The 20990-nt window shown below is 69.4% G+C and carries 19 protein-coding genes; 11 read left to right on the top strand and 8 right to left on the bottom strand.

Going from position 1 to position 20990, the window contains the following annotated elements:
- The first annotated feature begins 69 nt into the window (after positions 1 to 69).
- From CW359_RS28865 to CW359_RS28855, 3 genes are read left to right on the top strand one after another with little or no spacing between them, the layout of a single operon-like run.
- Positions 70 to 432, top strand: coding sequence for a hypothetical protein (locus CW359_RS28865; protein WP_157968656.1), 363 nt, complete (start codon positions 70 to 72; stop codon positions 430 to 432).
- A gap of 34 nt (positions 433 to 466) precedes the next feature.
- Complete coding sequence (locus CW359_RS28860) at positions 467 to 2386, top strand: RiPP maturation radical SAM C-methyltransferase (protein WP_105973179.1); 1920 nt, start codon at positions 467 to 469, stop codon at positions 2384 to 2386.
- A 26-nt stretch (positions 2387 to 2412) separates the two neighbouring features.
- Positions 2413 to 3867: a S8 family serine peptidase gene (locus CW359_RS28855; RefSeq protein ID WP_105973111.1), complete on the top strand. Its 1455-nt coding sequence runs from the start codon at positions 2413 to 2415 to the stop codon at positions 3865 to 3867.
- Here the strand turns inward: CW359_RS28855 and CW359_RS28850 are convergent.
- Positions 3849 to 4529 carry a hypothetical protein gene (locus tag CW359_RS28850; protein ID WP_105973110.1) on the bottom strand — a complete coding sequence of 227 codons (681 nt, stop codon included), beginning with the start codon at positions 4527 to 4529 and terminating at the stop codon, positions 3849 to 3851. The two genes, CW359_RS28855 and CW359_RS28850, sit on opposite strands and share 19 nt — an antisense overlap.
- 278 nt (positions 4530 to 4807) lie before the next feature.
- Here CW359_RS28850 and CW359_RS28845 point away from each other — a divergent pair, with 278 nt between their 5' ends.
- A complete protein-coding gene (locus CW359_RS28845; RefSeq protein WP_105973109.1) occupies positions 4808 to 5503 on the top strand; it encodes a response regulator transcription factor in 696 nt (231 codons plus the stop codon).
- 7 nt (positions 5504 to 5510) lie between these two features.
- On the opposite strand, the gene CW359_RS28840 is transcribed toward CW359_RS28845, so the two are convergent.
- Genes CW359_RS28840 through CW359_RS28825 form a run of 4 tightly spaced genes read right to left on the bottom strand, consistent with a single transcriptional unit; the run spans position 5511 to position 9958 of the window.
- Complete coding sequence (locus tag CW359_RS28840) at positions 5511 to 6707, bottom strand: Gfo/Idh/MocA family protein (RefSeq protein WP_105973108.1); 1197 nt, start codon at positions 6705 to 6707, stop codon at positions 5511 to 5513.
- A 14-nt stretch (positions 6708 to 6721) separates the two neighbouring features.
- Positions 6722 to 8059 (bottom strand): ABC transporter substrate-binding protein, encoded by a 1338-nt coding sequence (locus CW359_RS28835; protein WP_105973107.1) that lies wholly within the window; start codon positions 8057 to 8059, stop codon positions 6722 to 6724.
- Positions 8060 to 8081: 22 nt separating this feature from the next.
- Complete coding sequence (locus CW359_RS28830; protein WP_105973106.1) at positions 8082 to 9038, bottom strand: carbohydrate ABC transporter permease; 957 nt, start codon at positions 9036 to 9038, stop codon at positions 8082 to 8084.
- 17 nt (positions 9039 to 9055) lie between these two features.
- On the bottom strand, positions 9056 to 9958 hold the full coding sequence (locus CW359_RS28825; RefSeq protein WP_105973105.1) for a carbohydrate ABC transporter permease: 903 nt from the start codon (positions 9956 to 9958) through the stop codon (positions 9056 to 9058).
- A 182-nt stretch (positions 9959 to 10140) separates the two neighbouring features.
- Here CW359_RS28825 and CW359_RS28820 point away from each other — a divergent pair, with 182 nt between their 5' ends.
- Both CW359_RS28820 and CW359_RS28815 read left to right on the top strand, forming a co-directional pair.
- Positions 10141 to 11322 carry an ROK family transcriptional regulator gene (locus CW359_RS28820; protein WP_105973104.1) on the top strand — a complete coding sequence of 394 codons (1182 nt, stop codon included), beginning with the start codon at positions 10141 to 10143 and terminating at the stop codon, positions 11320 to 11322.
- Positions 11323 to 11371: 49 nt separating this feature from the next.
- Complete coding sequence (locus CW359_RS28815; protein ID WP_105973103.1) at positions 11372 to 11557, top strand: hypothetical protein; 186 nt, start codon at positions 11372 to 11374, stop codon at positions 11555 to 11557.
- A gap of 139 nt (positions 11558 to 11696) precedes the next feature.
- On the opposite strand, the gene CW359_RS28810 is transcribed toward CW359_RS28815, so the two are convergent.
- The 3 genes from CW359_RS28810 to CW359_RS28800 all read right to left on the bottom strand — a co-directional run bounded on the left by CW359_RS28810 (position 11697) and on the right by CW359_RS28800 (position 15078).
- Positions 11697 to 13058 (bottom strand): S1 family peptidase, encoded by a 1362-nt coding sequence (locus CW359_RS28810; protein WP_105973102.1) that lies wholly within the window; start codon positions 13056 to 13058, stop codon positions 11697 to 11699.
- Positions 13059 to 13198: 140 nt separating this feature from the next.
- On the bottom strand, positions 13199 to 14020 hold the full coding sequence (locus CW359_RS28805; protein ID WP_105973101.1) for an SAM-dependent methyltransferase: 822 nt from the start codon (positions 14018 to 14020) through the stop codon (positions 13199 to 13201).
- 83 nt (positions 14021 to 14103) lie between these two features.
- Positions 14104 to 15078, bottom strand: a complete 975-nt coding sequence (locus tag CW359_RS28800; RefSeq protein WP_105973100.1) for a hypothetical protein — start codon at positions 15076 to 15078, stop codon at positions 14104 to 14106.
- Positions 15079 to 15244: 166 nt separating this feature from the next.
- On the opposite strand from CW359_RS28800, the gene CW359_RS28795 reads away from it, so the two are divergent.
- From CW359_RS28795 to CW359_RS28775, 5 genes are read left to right on the top strand one after another with little or no spacing between them, the layout of a single operon-like run.
- Complete coding sequence (locus CW359_RS28795; RefSeq protein ID WP_105973099.1) at positions 15245 to 16570, top strand: sugar ABC transporter substrate-binding protein; 1326 nt, start codon at positions 15245 to 15247, stop codon at positions 16568 to 16570.
- Positions 16567 to 17478 carry a carbohydrate ABC transporter permease gene (locus CW359_RS28790; RefSeq protein ID WP_105973098.1) on the top strand — a complete coding sequence of 304 codons (912 nt, stop codon included), beginning with the start codon at positions 16567 to 16569 and terminating at the stop codon, positions 17476 to 17478. The genes CW359_RS28795 and CW359_RS28790 overlap by 4 nt, the downstream gene beginning before the upstream one ends.
- Positions 17475 to 18419, top strand: coding sequence for a carbohydrate ABC transporter permease (locus CW359_RS28785; protein WP_105973097.1), 945 nt, complete (start codon positions 17475 to 17477; stop codon positions 18417 to 18419). The genes CW359_RS28790 and CW359_RS28785 overlap by 4 nt, the downstream gene beginning before the upstream one ends.
- A 47-nt stretch (positions 18420 to 18466) precedes the next feature.
- Positions 18467 to 19375 carry a 5-dehydro-4-deoxyglucarate dehydratase gene (locus CW359_RS28780; RefSeq protein ID WP_105973096.1) on the top strand — a complete coding sequence of 303 codons (909 nt, stop codon included), beginning with the start codon at positions 18467 to 18469 and terminating at the stop codon, positions 19373 to 19375.
- Positions 19372 to 20634 (top strand): glucarate dehydratase family protein, encoded by a 1263-nt coding sequence (locus CW359_RS28775; protein WP_105973095.1) that lies wholly within the window; start codon positions 19372 to 19374, stop codon positions 20632 to 20634. Before CW359_RS28780 ends, CW359_RS28775 begins: the two co-directional genes overlap by 4 nt.
- Positions 20635 to 20990: the final 356 nt, after the last annotated feature.

Genomic DNA, 20990 nt, shown 5'->3' with positions numbered 1-20990 from the left:
GCCCGGAACGGTGGCGGAGCCTCTTGACGGAGGGGGCGTCCCTCGCCAGACTCCCCGACATTCTTGGGCGTGACCGAACATCTCGACCGGAACGGACAATTCAGCCAGCGGGAGGTCTTCATGGACGAAGTGCGGGTCCACTGGGAACAGGTCGTGAGGCTCACCAAGACTCTGGGAACCCTGGGGCCTGAGCTGACGCGTGACGAACAGGCCACTCTCGAAAGGGTGTTCAAGGTGGCCGGTCGTGCGCTGAGCGACGGTGCCATGGCTCAGGCGCTGGACGCGGCGGCTGTCCCGGGCGGGAGCACCGGCGGGGCAACGGTGTTCAAGGTCTCGTATTCCAAGCCGCCGCGGGAGGACAGGAAGATCCCCAAGTGCCCGAGCTGCAAAACTCGGCTGCCCGGGTGGAGGGAGCCGCGAGAGGACCTGTAGGCGTGGGTGCTGTCGACGTCGGAAGGGGGTGCTGATGCCAAGGACGCGTGAGGTGCCCGCCCCTGTCGCGGCGCGCGACACCGCGGACGCCCCGGCCCGGGGCCGTTCGGCCTGGCCGGTGGTCCTCGTGTGCATGCCGTTCATGGACGACCGGCGGCCCTCCCTCCCGCTCGGCCTCCTGCGCGCGATCGCGAGCGCCCGCGGCTTCCCCGCCCGCACCTTCCACGCCAACCTCGACTTCGCGGCGGGCCTCGGCACGGACCTCTACCGCTTCCTCGCCGACCGCTGCCCGCGCCAGCTGGGCGACTGGCTGTTCTCCGTCGAGGCCTTCGGCCCGGCCGCACCCGATCCCGAGGCACGGTTCCTCGACGAGTACGTGGACGACATCGCCAAGGCGTGGAACGGCGAGCCGGAACAGCTGCGCGACCAGCTCCTGCGCGTCCGCCGGGACCACATCCCCGCCTACCTGGACGCACTCGTCGATGGCTACCCCTGGGGTGACTTCCGGGTCGTGGGCTTCACCTCGACGTTCCAGCAGAACACGGCGTCCGTCGCGCTGGCCCGGCGGCTCAAGGAGCGCCACCCGGACCTGTTCGTCCTGTTCGGCGGTGCCAACCTCGACGGCACCATGGGCACCGAGCTGCTGCGTGCCGCCGACTGTGTCGACGCGGCCGTCATCGGCGAGGCGGACGAGTCCTTCCCGCTGCTCCTGGACACCCTCGCCGAGGGCGGTGACCTGAGCCGGGTGCCCGGGTTGGCACGCCGCACGGCCGACGGGGTGGTGACCGGTCCTGCGGCGCGGCCCGTGGAGCGGCTGGACGATCTGCCGGTACCGGACTACGACGAGTACTTCCGGCACGCGGAGGAACTCGGACTGCTGCGGCGCACGGCACGGCGCACGGTGTACCTGCCGCTGGAGACCGCCCGCGGCTGCTGGTGGGGAATGAAACACCACTGCACGTTCTGCGGACTCAACGGGGAGAACATGCGGTTCCGTGCCAAATCGGCCGATCGGGTTCTCGTCGAATTCGCCCAACTGGCCCGCAGATACCGCAGTTTCCGTTTCGAGGCCGTGGACAACATCCTCGACACCCGCTATCTGCGAACACTCCTTCCCGCTCTCGTCGAAAGCGATACGCGCTACGACATCTTCTACGAGATCAAGTCGAATGTCTCCCGGGCGCAGATCAAACTCCTGACGGAAGCCGGCGTCACCCAGATCCAGCCGGGACTGGAATCGCTCAGCTCGTCCGTGCTGCGCCTCATGCGCAAGGGAGTCACCGCCGCGCAGAACGTCAACCTGCTGCGCTGGGCGCTGCACTACGGCCTCGAAGTGTCCTGGAACATCCTCTGGGGATTTCCCGGCGAGACCCCACAGGACAGCGCGGACCAGGCCGCCCTGCTGCCGTACCTGTGGCATCTCCAGCCGCCCGCGAGCGCCGACCGCATCACCCTGGAACGCTTCAGCCCGCTCCACACCGGCCGTGCGGAGTTCCTGAACGACCTACGCCCCGAACCCAGTTACGCGTACGTCTACCCCGCCGACGTCGACCTCGACAGGATCGCCTACTTCTTCGAAGGCGAGGTGAAGGGGGCGCTCCCCGACACCGACCACGTTCCGCTGCGCCGGGCGGTGGCGGGCTGGCGGGAGGCCTGGCGGGACGGTACGGCACCTCCCGTACTGCACTACTGGCAGGCCCCGCACTACGTACAGATATACGACGGGCGGCGAAAGGGGAGCGAAGGCACGTATCTCCTGGAGGGACTGGCGGCCGATATCCATATCGCCTGCTGCGAACGTCCCGTCACGGTGGCCGGTGTGCGCGAGCGGTTGGACGCACCGGTGCCGGTCGCGGAGGTGGAACGTGTCCTCTCGGAATTCGCGGACGCCGGAATCGTGTTCCGGGACGGCCCGCTGAACGTGGCGCTCGCCGTTCCGGCGAAGCGTCCCTGATCTCCACAACACCGGGGGTATCGACCATGGCTCACACGACAGAGGTTCACCTGCCACCAATTGTGTACGCCCATGCCTCCCCTCGATCCCGGGGAGACATCTCGCTCTTCGAGGCCGACTCCATCACGACGGAGAACGCGACGGAATTCATCTCCGACGAGGACGCCGCCCGCCGGGCGGAGACCGCGCTGGCCGAGGCGGGCTTCACCATCCTCGGACACTCCCCGGCGACCATCAACATCGCCGGCCCGCCCGAACTCTACGAGAGCTACTTCCACACCGAGCTGAAACCCCGGCAGCGGCAGGTCATCAAGCCGGGCGCGGTCGACGAGCGCAGGCTGAGCACGTTCATCGACACTGCCACGGGCGACCTGCGCGGCTTCATCGCCACCGACCGGTGCGCGGCGGCGGCGTTCCTGGAGGGCGTGGCGCTGGAACAGCCGGCCGTCATGATGAGCGACCGCGCCGCGGCACGGCCCAGTGCCGACCAGCCGTACCTCACGCTCGACCAGGTGGCGGAGAACCTCGGCGTCCGGCCGGTCCGGGAGAAGGGCATCATCGGCCAGGACGTCCGGCTCACCATGGTCGACACGGGCTGGGAACGCCACCGGTGGTTCGCCGACAGGAAGCTGACCGGCAGGGTCGTACCGGGTCCCGGGGCCGAAGGACCGGAAGCCGATCCGGACGGGCACGGCACCGCCGAGTCCGCGAACGCGTTCGCCGTGGCACCCGGTATCGACTTCACCATGGTCAAGAGCCACAGCAAAGACCTGCTCGGTGCCTTCAACATCGCGGTGGCCCAGGACCCGAAGCCCCAGATCATCAGCTGCAGCCTGGCTTACGACATCAAGGACCCGGAGATCGACGACCCGTTCCTCTCGGCGGTCCAGCAGGCCTTCTGCGTGGCGTTGGCGCTCGCGGTCGTCGAGAACATCGTGGTCGTGTGCGCCGCGGGCAACGGCCACCACGCCTTCCCGGCCCAGCATCCCGACGTCATCGCGGTGGGCGGGGTCCACGTGGACCTGCGCGGTCAGTTCGAGGCGTCCGACTACGCGAGCGGTTTCAGGAGCAAGGTGTTTCCGGGACGGACCGTTCCCGACCTGTGCGGTCTCGTGGGGATGCAGCCGAACGGCGCCTACATCAGGCTGCCCGCGCCGGCCGGTTCCGAGATCGACCGGAACTACGCCGAGTACGGGGACGGCACCAAGGCGTCCGACGGCTGGATCGTCTCCAGCGGCACGTCCGCCGCCGCGCCACAACTGGCCGGGATCTGCGCACTGTTGCTGCAGGCATATCCGAAGGCGAAGCCGCACGAGATCCGTGAGGCCCTGCGACGCGGTGCGACCGATGTCGTCAGGGGGCACAGCAACCTCATGACGGGAGGCGTCGCGCGCCCCGGCCACGACCCCGCGACCGGATACGGACTCGCCAACGCCACGAAGTCCCTCCTCTGGCTCGGCGATCACCCCACCGACCGGTGAGACCTGGCCCTCAACTCCTGCACGAGGTCGAAGAAGTCCTGCGTGCGCGCCGCACGCCGGCAGGCGGCACGGCACACCGGCCAGGCCAGTACCCCGAGCAGGAGCGGTACCAGGATGTTCTCCGGCAGGGGCTCGCTGCCCTTGTGGTGCACCAGCACCAGGTTGGTGAGCAGTACGGCGCCGGTGTACAGCACGACCGCCAAGGTGAGCACCGGCTGCGCCCGTTGGCGCAGCCGGTGCGCGATCGCGACCGCCAGGGCGAAGATGCCGGCCAGCAGGAAGACGAGGCTGCGCAGCGCGACCGCGCGATAGACCGCCGCCGGGTCGCTGGGGTACTTGCCGCTCCAGTAGCCGAGGCTGCCAAGACCCAGCCAGGTCGTCAGCAGATAGAGCAGCCAGAACGCCGCGACGCCCAGCGCTGCGGACAGGACGACGGTGGTTCGGCTCGGCACGATCCGCAGGGGCGGTCCGAGGACGGGAAGCGGCGACTGCCCAGGTCGGGCGGCCCGGCGGCAGTCGGCCAGGGTGGAGCGCTGCAGCAGGGGCAGCCCGGTGGCGATGAGCGTGAGCACGCCGACGACCACCTGGGCGACCTGCTCGGCGTCGCGCGAGCGCAGCACCAGCGTGACGACGGAGCCGACGACAGGAGCGATCGAGGCCATGACGGCCGGCAGCCAGTTGTGAGCGTCGGAGGAAGAGGAAGAGGATGAGGAACCGGGGGACGGAGAAGAAGAGGACGGGGACGGGGAAAGGGGCATGCTCATGGTGCTCCTCGGAGTCGCGGCACAGGCCGCCATCCTGGAGCGCCGCCCCCGTACCCGCCTGAGGCACACGTCCCGACCCCGCCGGGCGGATCGTCCGGGCCGGGCGGGGCGCCCGCACCCGGCCACCGGGACACCCGCCCGGAACGTCGGCTCAACCCCCGTACCAGGGAGGGAACATGACCGCAGACCCCGCCGTCCGGGTGGTCATCGCCGACGACCACCCCATGTTCCGCTACGGTCTCGCCGCCGCGCTGCGCGAGAGCGGAGAAGTGGACGTCGTCGCCGAGGCCGCCAACGGTGAAGACCTCCTCGCGGCCGTCGAACGGACCTCCCCCGACGTCGTCCTGACCGACCTGGCCATGCCCGGCCTCGACGGCACCGCGGCCACCCGTGCCCTGGTGGCCCGCCACCCCGGCCTCGGTGTCCTGGTGCTGACCATGTACGAGGACGACCAGGCGCTCTTCGGCGCGCTGCGCGCCGGCGCCCGTGGCTATCTCCTCAAGGACGCCGACCGTACGGAGATCGTCCGGGCGGTGCTCGCCCTCGCCGCCGGTGACGCGGTGTACGGCGGAGTCGTGGCCCGCCGGATCGTCGGCTTCTTCACCGGCGCCCACCGCGACTACGCGGAGCGGGTGTTCCCCGAACTCACCGAGCGCGAACGGGAGGTGCTCGACCTCGTCGCGCTCGGCTGCGGCAACCACCAGATCGCCGCCCGGCTTGTCCTGTCGGAGAAGACCGTCCGCAACCATGTGTCGTCGATCCTGTTCAAACTCCAGGTCTCCGACCGTGCCGCCGCCGTCGCCCGGGCCCGGGACGCGGGCCTGGGCGACGGCGGCCGTACCGTCAAGGACGGTCCGGGTGAAGGAAATTGACGGTCCGTCAGGGGGCGTTTCCGAAGTCCGGGATCGCCAGCCGCGCCCCGTCCTGCCGCGCCGAGTCGTGCGCCACGATGCCCGGCAGGGTGTAGCGGGCGGCCACCCACGCGTTCACCGGCGGCAGGGTGCGGGTGTTGACCGCCGTCACGAAGTCGTCCACCAGGAAGTGGTGGCTGCCCTCGTGGCCGTTGTGCAGGTTGTCGAACTCCCTCGGCAGGCGCGAGCGGTCGTGCACCGGGGCCGAGCCCGAGGTGAACGCGGCCCGCAGGTCGGGCGCGATGTGCTGGAGTGACGGATCGTCAGGAGACAGGGTGGGCTTGGGTTCCAGGAGTTCGCTGATGTCCGTGACCCCCTTCTTGTCCTGCCAGAAGGCGACCGTGGCCAGTTGCTCCATGCTCGCGTCCGTACCGAAGAACCGGAACCGCGACTCACGGATCTGGGACGGGTAGCCGACCCGGCGGAACTCGTTCGTACGGAACGAACCGCCGCCCGCCACCTCGAACAGCGCGCTCGCGTTGGAGTAGTCGTTGCCGAACTGGCTGACCTCCTTGTCGAACACCCCGTCGCCGCGCTCGTCCCGCACCCCGATCGCCGACACGCTCACCGCGTGCGTCTGCCAGGCGCCGAGCACCCCGCCCACCGAGTGCGTCGGGTACAGGAGCGGGGGATAGCTGGCCGTCGCCTTCCAGTTCTCGCCGCCGCTGTACTGGTAGGCCTCGTAGAACCCCAGGTCCATGTCGTGGACGTAGTCGCCCTCGGCGTAGAAGATCCTGCCGAAGGCGCCCTCCGCGATCTGGTTGCGGGCGTGGACGGTCGCCGGGTTGTACTGACTCGTCTCACCCATCATGTAGGTGAGCCCGGTCGCCCGCACGGCGTCGATGATCGCGCCGATCTCCTCCGCCGTGACCGCCATCGGCACCGCCGAGTACACGTGCTTGCCCGCGCCGAGCCCCTGGAGGACCAGCGGGCCGTGGGTCCAGCGCTGGGTGAAGATCGCCACCGCGTCGATGTCGGGCGACTCCAGCATCGCCTCGTACGACGGGAAGGTGCCCGACAGGCCTTCACTGGCGGCCAGTTGCTCCGCGCGCTCCGGCAGGAGGTCGGTCACGTACACGTCGCCGACGCCCGGATGGGCGAGGAACAGCTTGGCGAACTGGCCGGAGAACTGCCCGGCGCCCACGATGCCGAGGGAGAACGTCATGAAGTGTGTGCCTTTCACTGGCCGAGGATGAGATTGATCTGGTCGTTGGTCGAGTCGAGCCCGCTCACCGGGGCGTCGTTGGCGAAGACGTCCTGCATCGCGGGGCGCATCAGGGCGTACACGTCCGCCGCGTAGTCGGTGACCGGGAAGGAGAAGGTGGCGGAGTTCTTCTTGTCGGTGACCGGTTCGGTGAACGCGGACACGTCGATGCCCTTCTTCTTGTACGCCGCCACAGCCGCCTTGGTGCCGTCAGGGGTGGCGGGGAAGACGATCCCGTAGCCGCCGACGGTCTTCTGGCACTCGTCGGAGGCCAGGTAGCGCACCCACTTCTTCGCGCCCTCCTTGTTGGGGGCGTTCTTGGTGACCGAGTCGGCGAGGCCGTTCATCATGGTGGCCCGCTTCCCGGTCGGGCCGGTCGGCGTGGGCGCGGTGCCGACGTCGAGGCCCTTGGTGCCGTAGTACGTGGAGATCATCCAGGCACCGTCGAAGGAGGCCGCCGCCTTGCCGGAGGCGAGCTGGGCGTTGGCCGGGTTCGCGCCGTCGGTGTAGTCGGTGAAGGGCGCGAGGTAGCCCTTCTTCGCCAGGCCGAAGTACCAGTCGATCACCGACTGGAAGGTCTCGCTGTCGTACTGGTACTTGGTGCCCCAGCGGGCCTTGTCCGTGTAGTTCCAGCCTGCCGAGGCGGCGAACGGGCTCCAGGTGGTCTGGCCGTCGCCGTCACCGGCGCCGCCCGTGGCCAGCCCGTAGACCTTGACGTTGTCCTTGTCGAAGCCCTGCTCGTCCCCGCGTTTGCCGTTCTTGTCGACGGTCAGGTGCGCGATGGCCTTCTCGAAGGTGCCGCCGTCCTTCGGGTTCCAGGAGAGGGAGTTGAGCTGGTCGCCGGTGAGCCCGGCCGCGTCGGTCAGCTTCCGGTTGTAGAAGAGGGCGACGGTGTCCCAGTCCTTGGGTGTCCCGTACTGATGGCCGTCCTGGCCCTTCCAGTTGGCGGCGAGGCCCGTCTGGTAGGCGGAGTCGTCGATGTCCAGGTCGTCCAGCGGTTCCAGCACGTTCAGGTCGGCGAACTGGCCGAACTTCTGGATGTGGTCGGTGAAGACGTCCGGCTCGGTGCCCGCGATGAAGCTCGCGGTGAGCTTGGTCCAGTAGTCGCCCCAGCCCAGCTGGGTGATCTTCACCTTCAGGCCAGGGTTCTCCTTCTCGAACCCTTTCGCGCAGGCCTGATACGCGGGTTGCTGGCTGGCGTCCCACAGCCAGTACGTCACGGTCTTGCCGTCCGACCCGGCCGTGCCGCCCTGGGCGCAGCCGGTCACCAGGGACAGCGCCAGCGCCCCGGTCAGCGCGCCGACCGTTCGCATGTGAATTCGCATCCCTGTCCCCTTACTTGACGCCGGTGAAGCTGATGGAGCTGACGATGCGCCGTGCGAAGAAGCCGAAGAGCACGAGCATCGGGAGGGCGGCGATGAGAGTGGCCGCCATCAGACCGGACCAGTCGTAGCCGGTCTGCGGTGTCTGCGCGCGGAACATGGCCAACGCCACGGTGAGCAGGCGCGAGTTGTCGGTGTAGGACACCATCAGCGGCCAGAAGTAGTCGTTCCAGGAGGTGATGTACGTCAGAACGCCCAGCGTGACGACGGGCGTCGACGCCATCGGCAGCATCACCCTGAAGAAGATCCGGATCTTCCCGGCGCCGTCGAGGAGGGCCGCCTCCTCCACCTCCCGGGGCACGTTCATGAAGAACTGCCGCAGGAAGAACACCGCGAACGGCGTCATGAACATCGTCGGCAGAGAGATGCCCAACAGGCTGTCGATCAGGCCGAGTTGCTTGATGAGCACGAAGTTCGGGAGGAGGGTGAAGATCGCCGGGACCATCAGGCCCGCCAGGAACAGCCCGAAGACGGTGTCCCGGCCCCGCCAGCGCAGCCGGGCGAAGGCGTAGGCGGCCATCGCCGAGAAGAAGATCTGGCAGCCGGTGATCAGGGTCGACACGATCACCGAGTTGAGGAGATAGCGCCAGAAGTCCAGGCTGCCGCCCGCACCGCCCTGCGCGATGGCCTCCTTGGTCGACTGGAGCCCGAGTGCCCGCTCGAACCCGCCGGTGGTGAGGCCCACCGGCAGCGGGTCGGCGGGGTTCGCCGCGAGGCCGGTGTTGGTGGACAGGGCGGTGCGCAGGATCCAGTAGAACGGCAGCAGGGTGACCAGCATGATCGCGGCCAGTACCGCCCAGGCGGCGATCCGCCCGAGAGTGGGCCTGGGCCGCGGCGGTAGTACGACGGCTCTGGTCGGTGTCGGCGCCGGGGCCGGAGCCGGTGAGGTCAGCGTTGTCGGAGTTGTCATTGTGTCGCTCCTTCCGGTCAGCCGAGGTCGGTGTGGCCGGCCCGGGTGAGCCGGTACTGGAGGAAGGTGATCGCGCTCAGCACGACCAGCAGGGCCACCGACATCGCGGAGGCGTAGCCGAACTGGAAGCGGCCGAAGGCGGAGCCGTAGATGTAGTACTGCAGGACGTTGGTGGCGTTCGCCGGACCGCCCGCCGTCGTCACCGCGACGGTGTCGAACACCTGGAACGAACCGATCACCGTCATGATCAGCACCACCGCGAGGATGGGCCGCAGCAGGGGCATCGTGATGCGCCAGAACATCCGCCACTCGCTCGCGCCGTCCACCTTGGCGGCCTCGTACATGTCGTTCGGGATGGCCTGGAGTCCCGCGAAGAGCAGCAGGGCTGTGTAGCCGACGTGCCGCCAGACGTTGATCAGCGCGATCGTCGGGATCGCCCAGGTCTCGTCCGCGAGGAACGGGATCCGGTCGAAGCCGAGGCCCGCGATGATCTCGTTGCCGATGCCGAGCTGGGTGTCGAGGATCCAGAGCCAGACGATGCCCGCGACGACGTTCGACATCAGATAGGGGGTGAGCACGATCCCGCGCAGCACCGCCGACTGGGTCAGCCGCTGGAGCAGTACGGCGATGGCGAGCGCCGACACCGTCTGGACACCGATGTTGATGGCGACGTACTCGACGGTCACTGTCAGCGAGTCCCAGAAGATAGGGTCGTTGACCATCCGGACGTAGTTGTCGAGCCCCACCCACTCGGCGGGGGTCAGCAGGTTGAAGCGGGTGAAGCTCAGGTAGACGCCCCGCAGCGTCGGCCAGAGCAGGAACACCAGGAAGCCCAGCATCGCCGGAGCGACGAACAGCGCCGCTAGCGCGCCGTCGCCGCGTGGTCGACGCAGGGGTGGGCTGGTGGAGGCGACAGTCATGGAGCGACTCCCTCGTCTGCTCGTCGGCGGCTCGTCCTCAGGGCACTTACTTTCGAGGCGAAAGAATCCATCCGTCAAGGTGCGGGGAGATATCTTTTTCGGGACAGTGATCCAGTCGGATCGAGACGTATGATCGCTCTGTTAGTTTCAGAGCAAAAGAAAAGGTGAGGGGTCTGATCGTCATGACCGCACTGGCCGACGGCTGGCCGCCGCTGAGCGCCGGTGAGCGCTCGGTGGCGATCGAGGTGCTCGTCCACGGCCCGCTGTCCCGCGCCGAACTGGCCCGACGGCTGGACCTCTCGGCCGGCAGCCTCACCCGGCTGACCAAGCCGCTGCTCGAATCGGGCCTCCTCGTCGAGGTGCCCGACGCCGGCACCCCCGCCGAGGTCCGCCAGGGGCGCCCCTCGCAGCCGCTCGACGTCGTCGCCGAGTCCCGCGCCTTCCTCGGCTTCAAGATCACCGAGGACATGGTCTACGGCGTCGTCACCACCCTCCGCAGCGAGGTCGTCGCCCGCCTGGACCGGCCCCTCACCACCCATGAACCGGCTCAAGTCGCCGACGTGGTGGCCGAGTTGGCCGCCGAGCTGACCGCCGCCCACCCCGCCGTCGCCGGCGTCGGGATCGGCGTCGGCGGACGCGTCGAGAACCGCGCCGTGGTCGCCGACTCCGTCTTCCTCGACTGGTACGACGTCCCGCTCGCCGCCCTCGTCGAGGAGCGCACCGGGCTGCGAGTGGTCGTCGAGAACGACGTCAACGCCCTCGTCGAGGCCGAGAGCTGGTTCGGCGCGGGCCGGGGCCTGGACCGCTTCGCCGTCCTCACGATAGGAGCGGGCCTCGGCTACGGCCTGGTCAACGGCGGCCGGCGGGTCCCGTCCTCCGAGGACGGCCGGGGCATCGGACGCCGCTGGATCGTCAACCCGAACGGCCCGCTCACCCCCGAGGGGGAGCGCGGCAGCGCCATCTCCCTGCTCACCATCCCGAGCATCCGCTACCAGCTCCGCGCAGCCACCGGCCAGGACCTGACCTACGACGAGATCCTCGCCCGGGCCGTCGAAGGTGACCCCATGGCCGCCCGGGTCGTCGACGAGGCGGCCCACGCCCTCGGCACCCTGGTCGCCCAGATCGCCAACTTCGCGATGCCCGAGAAGATCCTGCTGGCCGGAGAAGGTGTCGGACTTGTGGAGGCGGCCGGGGGAGCGGTCGAGGCGAGCATCCGCGCCCAGCGGCACCCCCTCGCGGACCCGGTCAACCTGGAGACGAAGGTCTCCGACTTCCATGACTGGGCGCGCGGGGCGGCCGTACTCGCCATCCAGGTACTGGTGCTCGGGGCGGCCGACGGACGTGATCAGCAACACGGTCCGTGATGCCGGAAAAGTCTGTTTTAACCGATTCGGCTTTCCGTGGTGTCGTCATATGCTTCACAGCATGTCCATCACTCTTCAATCCGCCCCTGATCGATCGGCAGCCGACGTCAACGAAGAGATCCGGGCCCTGTGGTTCCGGTCGGGCGGGATCCTCAGCACCGAGCAGCGGCTGACGTATCAGCAGCTCGTAGCCGAATGGGCCGCGGTCTCCCCGCACCCCGGACGCGACGCGTAACCATCCAGTTCAACATCTCAGCAGCAGGGCCGGGGCGACGAAGCCCCGGCCTTTTGTGCGTGCGCACACCCGGGGAACTGCGCGCCCAGCCCCCACCGGCCGGATGGCGACGAACCACCCGGCCGACGGAGTACTCGACTCAACGCCAGGTAGCCGCATACGACCGCCGGTAGTCCCGCCGATCCTGCTCCACCCGGAACCACCGCGTAGCGACCAGCGCGATCAGGCTGCCCCCCACGATCAGCAACCCCGGCCCCACGTTCTTCGGATCGGACAACCGCTCAAGGAGCGCCTCACCCGCGGACCCGCCCGTGACCGGGGTCACTGAACCGGGCTGCGCGTCCCCAGGGGCGATCGCGCTCTGCGAGGCCGTCGCGGCAGGCGCGGGCGCGACCGCCTGTCCCGCCTGCCCGATCAACCGGACGTTGAGCGCGCTCAACGCCTTCGTCACCGGCTGGAAGAACGTCGTACCGCCGCGTGTGCAGTCGCCGTTGCCGCCCGAGGTGATCCCGAGGGCGATGCCCTCGGAGAACAACGGGCCGCCGCTGTCGCCGGATTCGGCGCACACGGTGGTCTCGATCAGGCCCGACACCGTGCCCTCCGGGTAGTTGACCGTGGCGTTGAGCCCGGTCACCTCACCGTTGCGCAGCCCGGTCGTGCTGCCGCTGCGGAACACCTTCTGCCCGACGGTCGCGTCGGCCGCGCCCGTGATCCGCACGCCCCGGCCGTTGCCGATGGAGACGACGTCGGCGCCGTCGCCGGCCGAGCCGCCGTCGTACTGCACCAGCGAGTAGTCGTTGATCGGGAAGCTGCTGCTGATCGTCTTGCCGATCTCCTGCGCGCCCCCGGTGTCCGAGAACCACACCGAGCCGTTCGGCCCGCAGTGACCGGCGGTCAGGATGAAGTCGGCCGTCCCGTTGGTCACGTTGAAGCCCGCCGAACAGCGCCCGCCCGTCGACAGGATGGGCTGGGCGGCGTTGATGCGGGTGGTGAAGGTGCCCCGGGTGCGCTCCATGCGTACCGAGCCGCCGATCTCCTTGGCGACCGCGGACAGCTTGGCCCAGTCGGCCTTCGACACCGTGGTGTCGGCCTGGACGACCACCTCGTTCTTCGTGTAGTCGACCGACCACGCCGTGCCCGCCACACGCGGTGCCGAACGCAGCGTCTCCGTCGCGGACTTGAGGGTGTCCATGCTGTAGTCCACGACCTTGGGCCTGGCGCCCGCCTTCTTGACCTCCGCCGCCGCCTCCTCGTCGGTCACCGCGACGACCGGTTTCCCGTCGGCGGCTATCCAACTGCCCGCCGTACGGGCGGTGCCCAGCTCGTCGACGAGACCGGTACCGGTGGTACCGGCCGCGCGGGCGGAACTGAGGGGCAGGTTCGTGGTCTGTGGGGGTTCGCTCGCCACGGCCTGGGTGACCATTAATCCGCCGAGGATGACTCCGCCGACGGCCGCCAGCCGTGTCGCTCGCCGGACGATCCGTCGTCGTGCGTGCCTCATCAATGGCTCCCGAACCCTGAATGCGCGGTGTCGACACCGCGGAGCCCTCCGGTCGTTGAGTGGCCCTCACTTCCATACGTGGCAGCCGGTGTTCGTGTTCACCGCGTCCAAGATCCCGTCCCGCCCGGTCCAGGATCCGGTCAGGGTTTGCGCGCCACCCCGCAGTACATGGCGACCTCGGCCGGTTCGTCCTCCCCGGGGCAGGGCCTGTCCACCCGCCAGCGCGAGCACGAGACGACCCCCGGCTCCAGCAGTTCGAGGCCGTCGAAGAAGCGCGAGACCGCCTCCGGGGTGCGCTGGACCAGCCGGGGCGTGCCGTGCGCGTTCCAGTAGCGGACCGCCGCGTCCACCTCGGCCAGCCTGGGCCCGGTGATGGTGTGCGAGAGCGCGAGATGGCTGCCCGGGGGCAGACCGTCCAGCAGCCGTCGTACGACGCCGTACGGATCCTCGTCGTCCCCGAGGAAGATCACCACGCCGAGCAGCATCAGGGCGATCGGCCGGGTGAAGTCCAGGGTGCGCGCGGCCTGTTCGAGGATCGCGTCGACGTTGCGCAGATCCTCGTCGAGATGGTCGGTACGCCCCTCGGGGGTGCTGGTGAGCAGCGCGCGGGCGTGCACCATGACCAGCGGATCGTTGTCCACGTACACGACCCGGGCGTCCGGCGCGATCCGCTGGGCCACCTCGTGCGTGTTGTCGGCGGTCGGCAACCCCGTCCCGATGTCCAGGAACTGGCGGATTCCGCACGCCGTGACCAGGTGCCGTACGGCCCGGCCGAGGAAGAGCCGGTCCGCGCGGGCGTACTCGCCGATGCCCGGGTGCAGTTCACGTATCCGGTCACCGGCCGCGCGGTCGACCTCGTAGTGATCCCGGCCGCCCAGCCAGTAGTTCCAGATGCGGGCCGTGTGCGGCTGTCGCGAGTTGATCCGCGAGTGCAGCGAGGCGGCCGGCGAGTTCTCGGGCACGGATACGGCTCCTGAGTGCCTGCGGAGGAGTGTCAACCGGCAATCTAGACAAGGTTGTTGATGTTGGCGAGGGTCCTGACGGATCAGTTCCGAACAGCCCCGAAGAGCCGCTCCCCGCTGCGCTCGTCGCCCCAGACGGAACCCCACGCGCGACCGCAGTCCACATACGGCCGCAGCAGCGCCGTGAGTGTCGCGTCACCGCGTCCGTTCAGCTCGTGGGAGGCGACGCTGCGCGCTATCCCGGCGAGGAAGTCGGCCAGCTGGACCCGCGTGTCGTCCCGCGCGACGACCAGCCGCAGCCCGTCGATCCGGGCGGTCTCCTTGAGCCACTCGATGCGTTCGTCCGTCAGCATGTTCTGCCGGTCGTGCACAAGGACGACGGCCCCGCCGCCCGCGCTCCAGCGTGCGGCCGTCCGCACGATCGCGGGCAGCAGCGGGTTCAGTACGGGGTTCAGCGCGGGCGCGGCGAGCAGCCGGGCCCGGTGGTCCGCGGCCCGGGAGCGGGCGCCGCCGAGCAGCTTCAGCACATCCGTCACCTCCTGGTCCCCGAACGCGGGCGCCCGCTCGGCCAGGGCGTCCACCGCGTGCGCGAACGCGTCCACGGGCGCCGCCGGACCGGCGTCGGTGTCGCCCCGTACCCGGAGCAGGGCGTTGGTCGCCGCCAGGAACGCCTTCCAGGGCTCGGGCCCGAAGGCGGGTGCGCCCGCGCGGAAGAGGGGAGCGGCGGGGGACGGGTCGCCGAGGAGCAGGTCGACGACCCGCTCGACCATGAAGAAGGTCTTCTCCGTGAGGTGGACGTACGCGCGTCCGTGCAGCGGCCCCGACGGTGCGAGCAGCCACTCCAGGACCGCCCGGTGCTTCTCCCGGAGCAGATGGTTGGCCTTGTACTCCTCGGCGGGCGAGCGGATGCGGTCGCGGATCTCCCGGATCGCCGCCGCCGCGTCCGCCATGGGCACGTCCACACTGCCGTGCGCGAAGACGTCGGTGTTCCCGCCGGTCAGGTTCTCGCCGTCCGACCCCGACTCGTCGCAGGCGATCTCGGTCACACCGGCCAGCATCCCCCACGGGGGTGCGGGAGGGCACCTGGTTATCGGGCCGGTGCGGGTGGTGTGACGTCCGTGAAAACTCCCGGCCATGTATTGACATACGGATGAAACCGTTCGTAGCTTACAGCGATCATTTAGATTCGTGAAAGGCGTTCACGAATATGAACGGAGAACTTCCATGGGCGTTCGCCGACGAAGTCGCCGCCTGGCCGCAGGGCTCGTCGCCACAGGGCTCGCGTTCGGAACGGCGGCCTGCGGAGCCGGCTCCGACACCTCCGGCGGTGACCCGAACACGCTGGAGGTGTGGACCCGGAGCAACCCGGACCCCGCGGCCACCTATGAGCGGGTGTTCGCGGCCTTCACCAAGAAGACCGGCATCAAGATCGACTACCAGCCGGTCATCAACTTCGATCAGCAGCTGCAGAGCCGCGCGTCCACCAGGGACCTGCCGGACGTCATGATCAACGACACGGCGCTGATGGGCAGTTACCAGAGCCAGGGCCTGCTCAAGGTCATCGACCCGGACTCGATCGCGGGCCACGATCAGATCACCGCCAAGTCCTGGTCCTCGACCGTCGGCATCGACGGCAGCCACTACGGCATCCCCTACTCCCGCCAGGCCCAGACCCTGATGATCAGGAAGGACTGGCTGGCGAAGCTCGGCCTCAAGGCCCCCACCACCTGGCAGGAGATGCTGAGCGTCGCCAAGGCCTTCGCCACCCGCGACCCGGACGGCGACGGCAAGGCCGACACCTACGGCATGGTCGTCCCCGGCAGCGCCCAGAACGGCTACGCCGCCTGGTGGGGCTCCAGCTTCCTCTGGCAGGGCGGCGCGAAGATCGTCGAACCCGACGGCAAGGGCACCTACAAGGCGGCCATGGACTCGGCCGCCGCCGTCAACGCCGTGACCTGGATGAAGGACAACCTGTTCTGCGGTGACAACGCTGTCACCCAGCCCGGCGCCCTGACCGCGGTCACCGGCACCGCCACCAACTTCCAGGACGGCAACGCCGGGATGTACCTGACCGGCCCGTACAACATCGCCACCTTCGACCAGACCCTCGGCAAGGACAAGTACGAGGTCGTCCCGGCCCCGGCGGGCCCGGCGGGCGGCGACGTACTGGCCGACGGCGAGAACATCTACTTCGGCGCCAGGACCGGCAAGACCAAGCAGGAACAGGCCCTCGCCGCCTTCCTGATCTCCGCCGAGGGCCAGCAGCTCGCCATGACCGGCGAGAACCAGCCCGTCGTACGCATCCCGGTGAACTCCACGCTCGACGCGGCCACCGTCCGCGACGACCCGCGCTGGAGCGTCGTACAGAAGGCATACGAGGACGCCTCCCAGCAGTTCCCGAACGCGCCGGACTTCGCCCCCATCAAGCAGGACACCGCCGACAGCCTCAACGCGATCTTCACCTACTGCGGCGGCGACGTCCGCTCCCAGCTCAAGGAGCTGAACGAGACCCTCGACGGCGACCTCAAGGACCAGGACCTGCTGAAATGACCGCTACCGTGACCACCCCCGCGACACGCAGGGGCCGGGGCCCGACCAGGAAGTCCGTGGTGCCGTGGCTGTTCCTCGCCCCCGGCCTGCTGCTCGCCCTCGTCTTCAAGTTCTGGCCGATGGCCAAGGGCGTCTGGCTCAGCTTCTTCGACGTCCGGCCCTTCCTCGGCGACAAGTGGACCGGCCTCGACAACTACACCCGGGTCCTGACCGACCACCGCTTCCAGGACGCCATCGGACACACCCTGATCCTGGGCATCGGCCAGTCCCTCGGCGCGATCCTCCTCGGTTTCGCCCTCGCCCTGCTGCTCGAAGGCCAGACGCGCTCGCTGAAGATCCTGCGTACGGCGGTCTTCCTGCCGGCGGTCACCGCGACCGCGGTCGTCGGTGAGCTGTGGCGGCTGATGTACTACCCGACCTCCGACGGCCTTCTCAACAGCGGCCTGCACCTGCTCGGCCTCGGCCCGGTCCAGTTCCTCGACAACCCGGACATCGCGCTGTACTCGACGATGGCGATGGGCATCTGGATCTGGGCGCCCTACAACATGGTGATCCTCCTGGCCGGTCTCGCCGGTGTGGACCGCTCGCTGTACGAGGCGGCTGCGATGGACGGCGTCTCGCTCTGGCAGCGGCTGCGCCACGTCACGCTCCCGGCGATCCGCCCGGCGCTCATGATCGTGCTCACCCTCGCCACCATCCGCGGACTGCGCGTCTTCACCGAGGTCTACGTCCTCACCGGCGGCGGCCCCGCCGGGTCCACCGAGGTCTGGATGACCCGCGCCTACACCCTCGGCTTCACCCGCAACGACATCGGCGGCGCCTCCGCGGCCTCCGTCGTGCTGCTCTGCGTGACGCTGCTGCTCACCGTCACGGTCAACCACTTCCGCAAGAGGGGAGACGCGCGATGAGCGCCCCCGTCATCGACCCCGTCCGTACGACGGTTCCGCGGCCGGCGCCGAAACGGTCCGGCAAGGGGCAGCGGACCACCCCGGCCCGCTTCGACACCGCCCTCGGCTGGAACGACAAGCCGGGTGCCGCCTGGGCCCTGCGCATCCTGCTCTGCGCGACAGCCCTGGGCATCTTCGCCGTGCCCTTCCTGGCGATCCTCTCCGGCGCCTTCACCAAGAACGCCAGCGGCTCCTCCCTGTCCTTCCTCCCGCACGACAGCACGCTGCTGAACTTCACGGTCGCCGGAGAGCGCGGCATCTGGGACTACTTCTCCAACTCGCTCGTCATCGCGGGCGGCGGACTGCTCCTCCAGCTCGTGGTCTGCACGCTCGCCGCCTACGCCCTGGCCAGACACCGCTTCCGGGGCCAGGCCCTGGTCCTCACCCTGTTCATGCTGACGATGATGCTCCCCGAGGAGGTCATCGCGATCCCGCTGTCCCTGGTCCTCGGTGACGTCCCGGTGGTCCACCTCGACCTCAAGGGCACCGTCTGGGGCGTCATCCTGCCGCTGGGTGCCTGGGGTTTCTCGGTGATGATGCTGACCGAGTTCATGAAGGACATCCCCGACGAGATCGAGGAGGCCGCGCGTCTCGACGGTGTGGGCGAGCTGCGCATGCTGTGGCAGATCGTGCTGCCGCTGTGCAAGCCGGCGCTCGGGGTGGCCGGTGTCCTCGGCTTCATCATGATCTGGGACCAGTACCTGCTGCCGCTGATCGCCGCCAAGGACCCCACCGACTACACGGTCACCGTCGCCCTGTCCGTCCTGCGCACCGACCCCGAGGTCGGCTCCGGGGTGGTCCTCGCGGGCGCGGTCATCGCCCTCGTACCCAGCCTGATCGTCTATCTGCTCCTCCAGCGCTCGCTGGTCTCCGGCATCGCGGCCGGCGCGACCAAGGGCTGACACGACACGGGCTGACACCCCATCAACCCCCCACGTTTGAGGGAGACATGAAGTTCCAAGGAGTGCTGTTCTTTCCGGTCACGCCCTTCGGGGCGGACGGAGCGCTGGACGGGGAACTCCTCGCCCGGCACATCGAGGCCGGGGTCGCGGCCGGGGCCGGTGGCGTGTTCGTCGCCTGCGGCACCGGTGAGTTCCACGCGCTGACCTCGGCCGAGATCGAGCAGGCGACCAGGATCGCGGTCGCCACGACGGCCGGCCGCGTCCCGGTGCTGGCCGCCGCCGGCGGTCCGCTGCCCGTCGCCCTCGACCAGGCGGCCCGTATCCGGGAGGCCGGTGCCGACGGCGTCCTGCTGCTGCCGCCGTATCTGGTGACCGCGCCGCAGCAGGGCCTCGTCCGGTACGCACGTGAGGTGGCGTCGGCTGCCGCGCTCCCGGTGATCTTCTACCAGCGGGGCACCGCCCGCCTCACCGAGGCCACGGCGGTCGAGATCGCCTCGCTGCCCGGAGTGGTCGGCCTCAAGGACGGCCTCGGCGACCTCGAACGCATGCACCGCATCGTGCGCGCGATCCGCGCACTCCCCGGCGGCGAGGACTTCGCCTTCTTCAACGGCCTGCCCACCGCCGAGATGACGGCCGCCGCCTACCAGGGCGTCGGCGTCGACCTCTACTCGTCAGCCGTGTTCGCCTTCGCCCCGGAGATCGCCACCGCGTTCCACCGGGCGCTGGGGGAGGGGGACCAGGCCCTGGTCACCAAGCTCCTTGACGAGTTCTACGGTCCTCTCGTCGAACTCCGCGACGAGGTACCGGGATACGCGGTGGCCCTGGTCAAGGCCGGGGTGACCCTGAGGGGCCTGGACGTCGGCGGCGTCCGTGCCCCGCTGCTCGACCCGACGCCGGAGCACCTGGCCCGGCTGGCGAAACTCATCGACCACGGTCTGGAGGCGGTCCGCGCATGAGCAGTACCGGAGTCGGCACCCGAATCCGCGAACTCGTCGTCACCCCCATCGCGTTCAGCGACCCGCCGCTGCTGAACGCCGACGGGGTGCACGAGCCGCTCGCCCTGCGCTGCGTCCTCCAACTCGTCCTGGAGGACGGCACGGTGGGCCTCGGCGAGTCACCCGGCGGCACCGCCCGCCTCGAACGGCTGCACGAGGCCGCGAAGGTCGTCGTCGGCATGGACGTCTTCGACACGACCGCCATCGCCGCCGCGATCGACGCCGTCCTCGCACCGACCGTGCCCCGCTCGCACGACCGGGGCTGGGCCACCTCGGCCGTCGAGGTCGCCTGTCTCGACGCCCAGGGCAAGCTGCTCGGCCGCCCGGTCACCGACCTGCTCGGCGGCAAGGTCAGGGACGCGGTGCCCTTCGCCGCGTACCTCTTCTACAAGTGGGCCGAACACCCCGCCCTCGACGGCCGCGAGGCCATCGGCGACGAGTGGGGCGAGGCGCTGGACCCGGCCGGGGTCGTCGCACAGGCCCGCCTGATGCAACAGCGGTACGGATTCACCTCGTTCAAGCTCAAGGGGGGAGTCTTCCCGCCCGACGAGGAGATCGCCGCGATGAAGGCGCTCGCCGAGGCCTTCCCGGGCCAGCCCCTGCGCCTGGACCCCAACACCGCCTGGACGGTGGAGACCTCGAAGTACGTCGCCCGTGAACTCGACGGTGTCATCGAGTACTTGGAGGACCCGACCGCCACCATCCCGGGCATGGCCGAGGTCGCGAAGGACGCGCCGATGCCGCTCGCCACCAACATGTGCGTGATCGCCTGGGAACACCTGCGGCCCGCCGTCGAGCAGAACGCGATCCAGGTCCTCCTCACCGACCACCACTACTGGGGCGGACTGCGCCGGACCCGCCAACTGGCCGCCGTCTGCGAGGCGTTCGGCATCGAACTGTCCATGCACTCCAACTCGCACCTGGGCATCAGCCTCGCCGCGATGACCCATGTCGGCGCCGCGATCCCCAACCTGGCGCACTCCTGCGACACGCACTACCCGTGGAACTCGGCCGACGACGTCATCGTCCCCGGCGCCATCGAGGTCCGCGACGGCGCGGTGAAGGTGCCGACCGGCGTCGGCCTGGGCGTCGAGCTGGACCCCGACGCCCTCGCCCGGGCCCACCGCCGCTACCTCGACTCCGGCATCCGGGACCGGGACGACACCGGGTACATGCGGCGGATCAGGCCGGAGTACGAGAAGCGACTGCCGCGCTGGTGACGGTAGGCAAGGGAGAGGCGGGCGCCGGATCGGGTCCCGGCGCCTAGGGCCTGTCGTTTGGATCACGTCGGCTCCGGGCTGCGGTGCCGTGTTTCTGCCGGTGAGCGGGGTGTGGTGCGTGCAGCTGCAAGGCGGAGGAGGGAGTCGACGCGGAGCGTCGGCGAGTGACGACAACGCGGCAGATGTGCGTGCCACACCCCGCGGCCCAGACGTGATCCAAACGACAGGTCCTAGTAGGGCTTTGTTAGGTCTCTTGTCGCGGCGGCAGGCTGGTGCTTCTCTGCAGGGATGAGGGCAGATGAACTCTCAGCGTGTCGTGGCCGGTTGGAGGAGTTCGCCGGGGAGGTGTTCGCGCC

Source organism: Streptomyces geranii (assembly GCF_002954775.1).
In the GTDB taxonomy this organism is placed as follows: Bacteria; Actinomycetota; Actinomycetes; order Streptomycetales; family Streptomycetaceae; genus Streptomyces; species Streptomyces geranii.
Note: the sequence above shows the minus strand (reverse complement) of the source record. Positions and strands in the feature narration are given on the sequence as shown.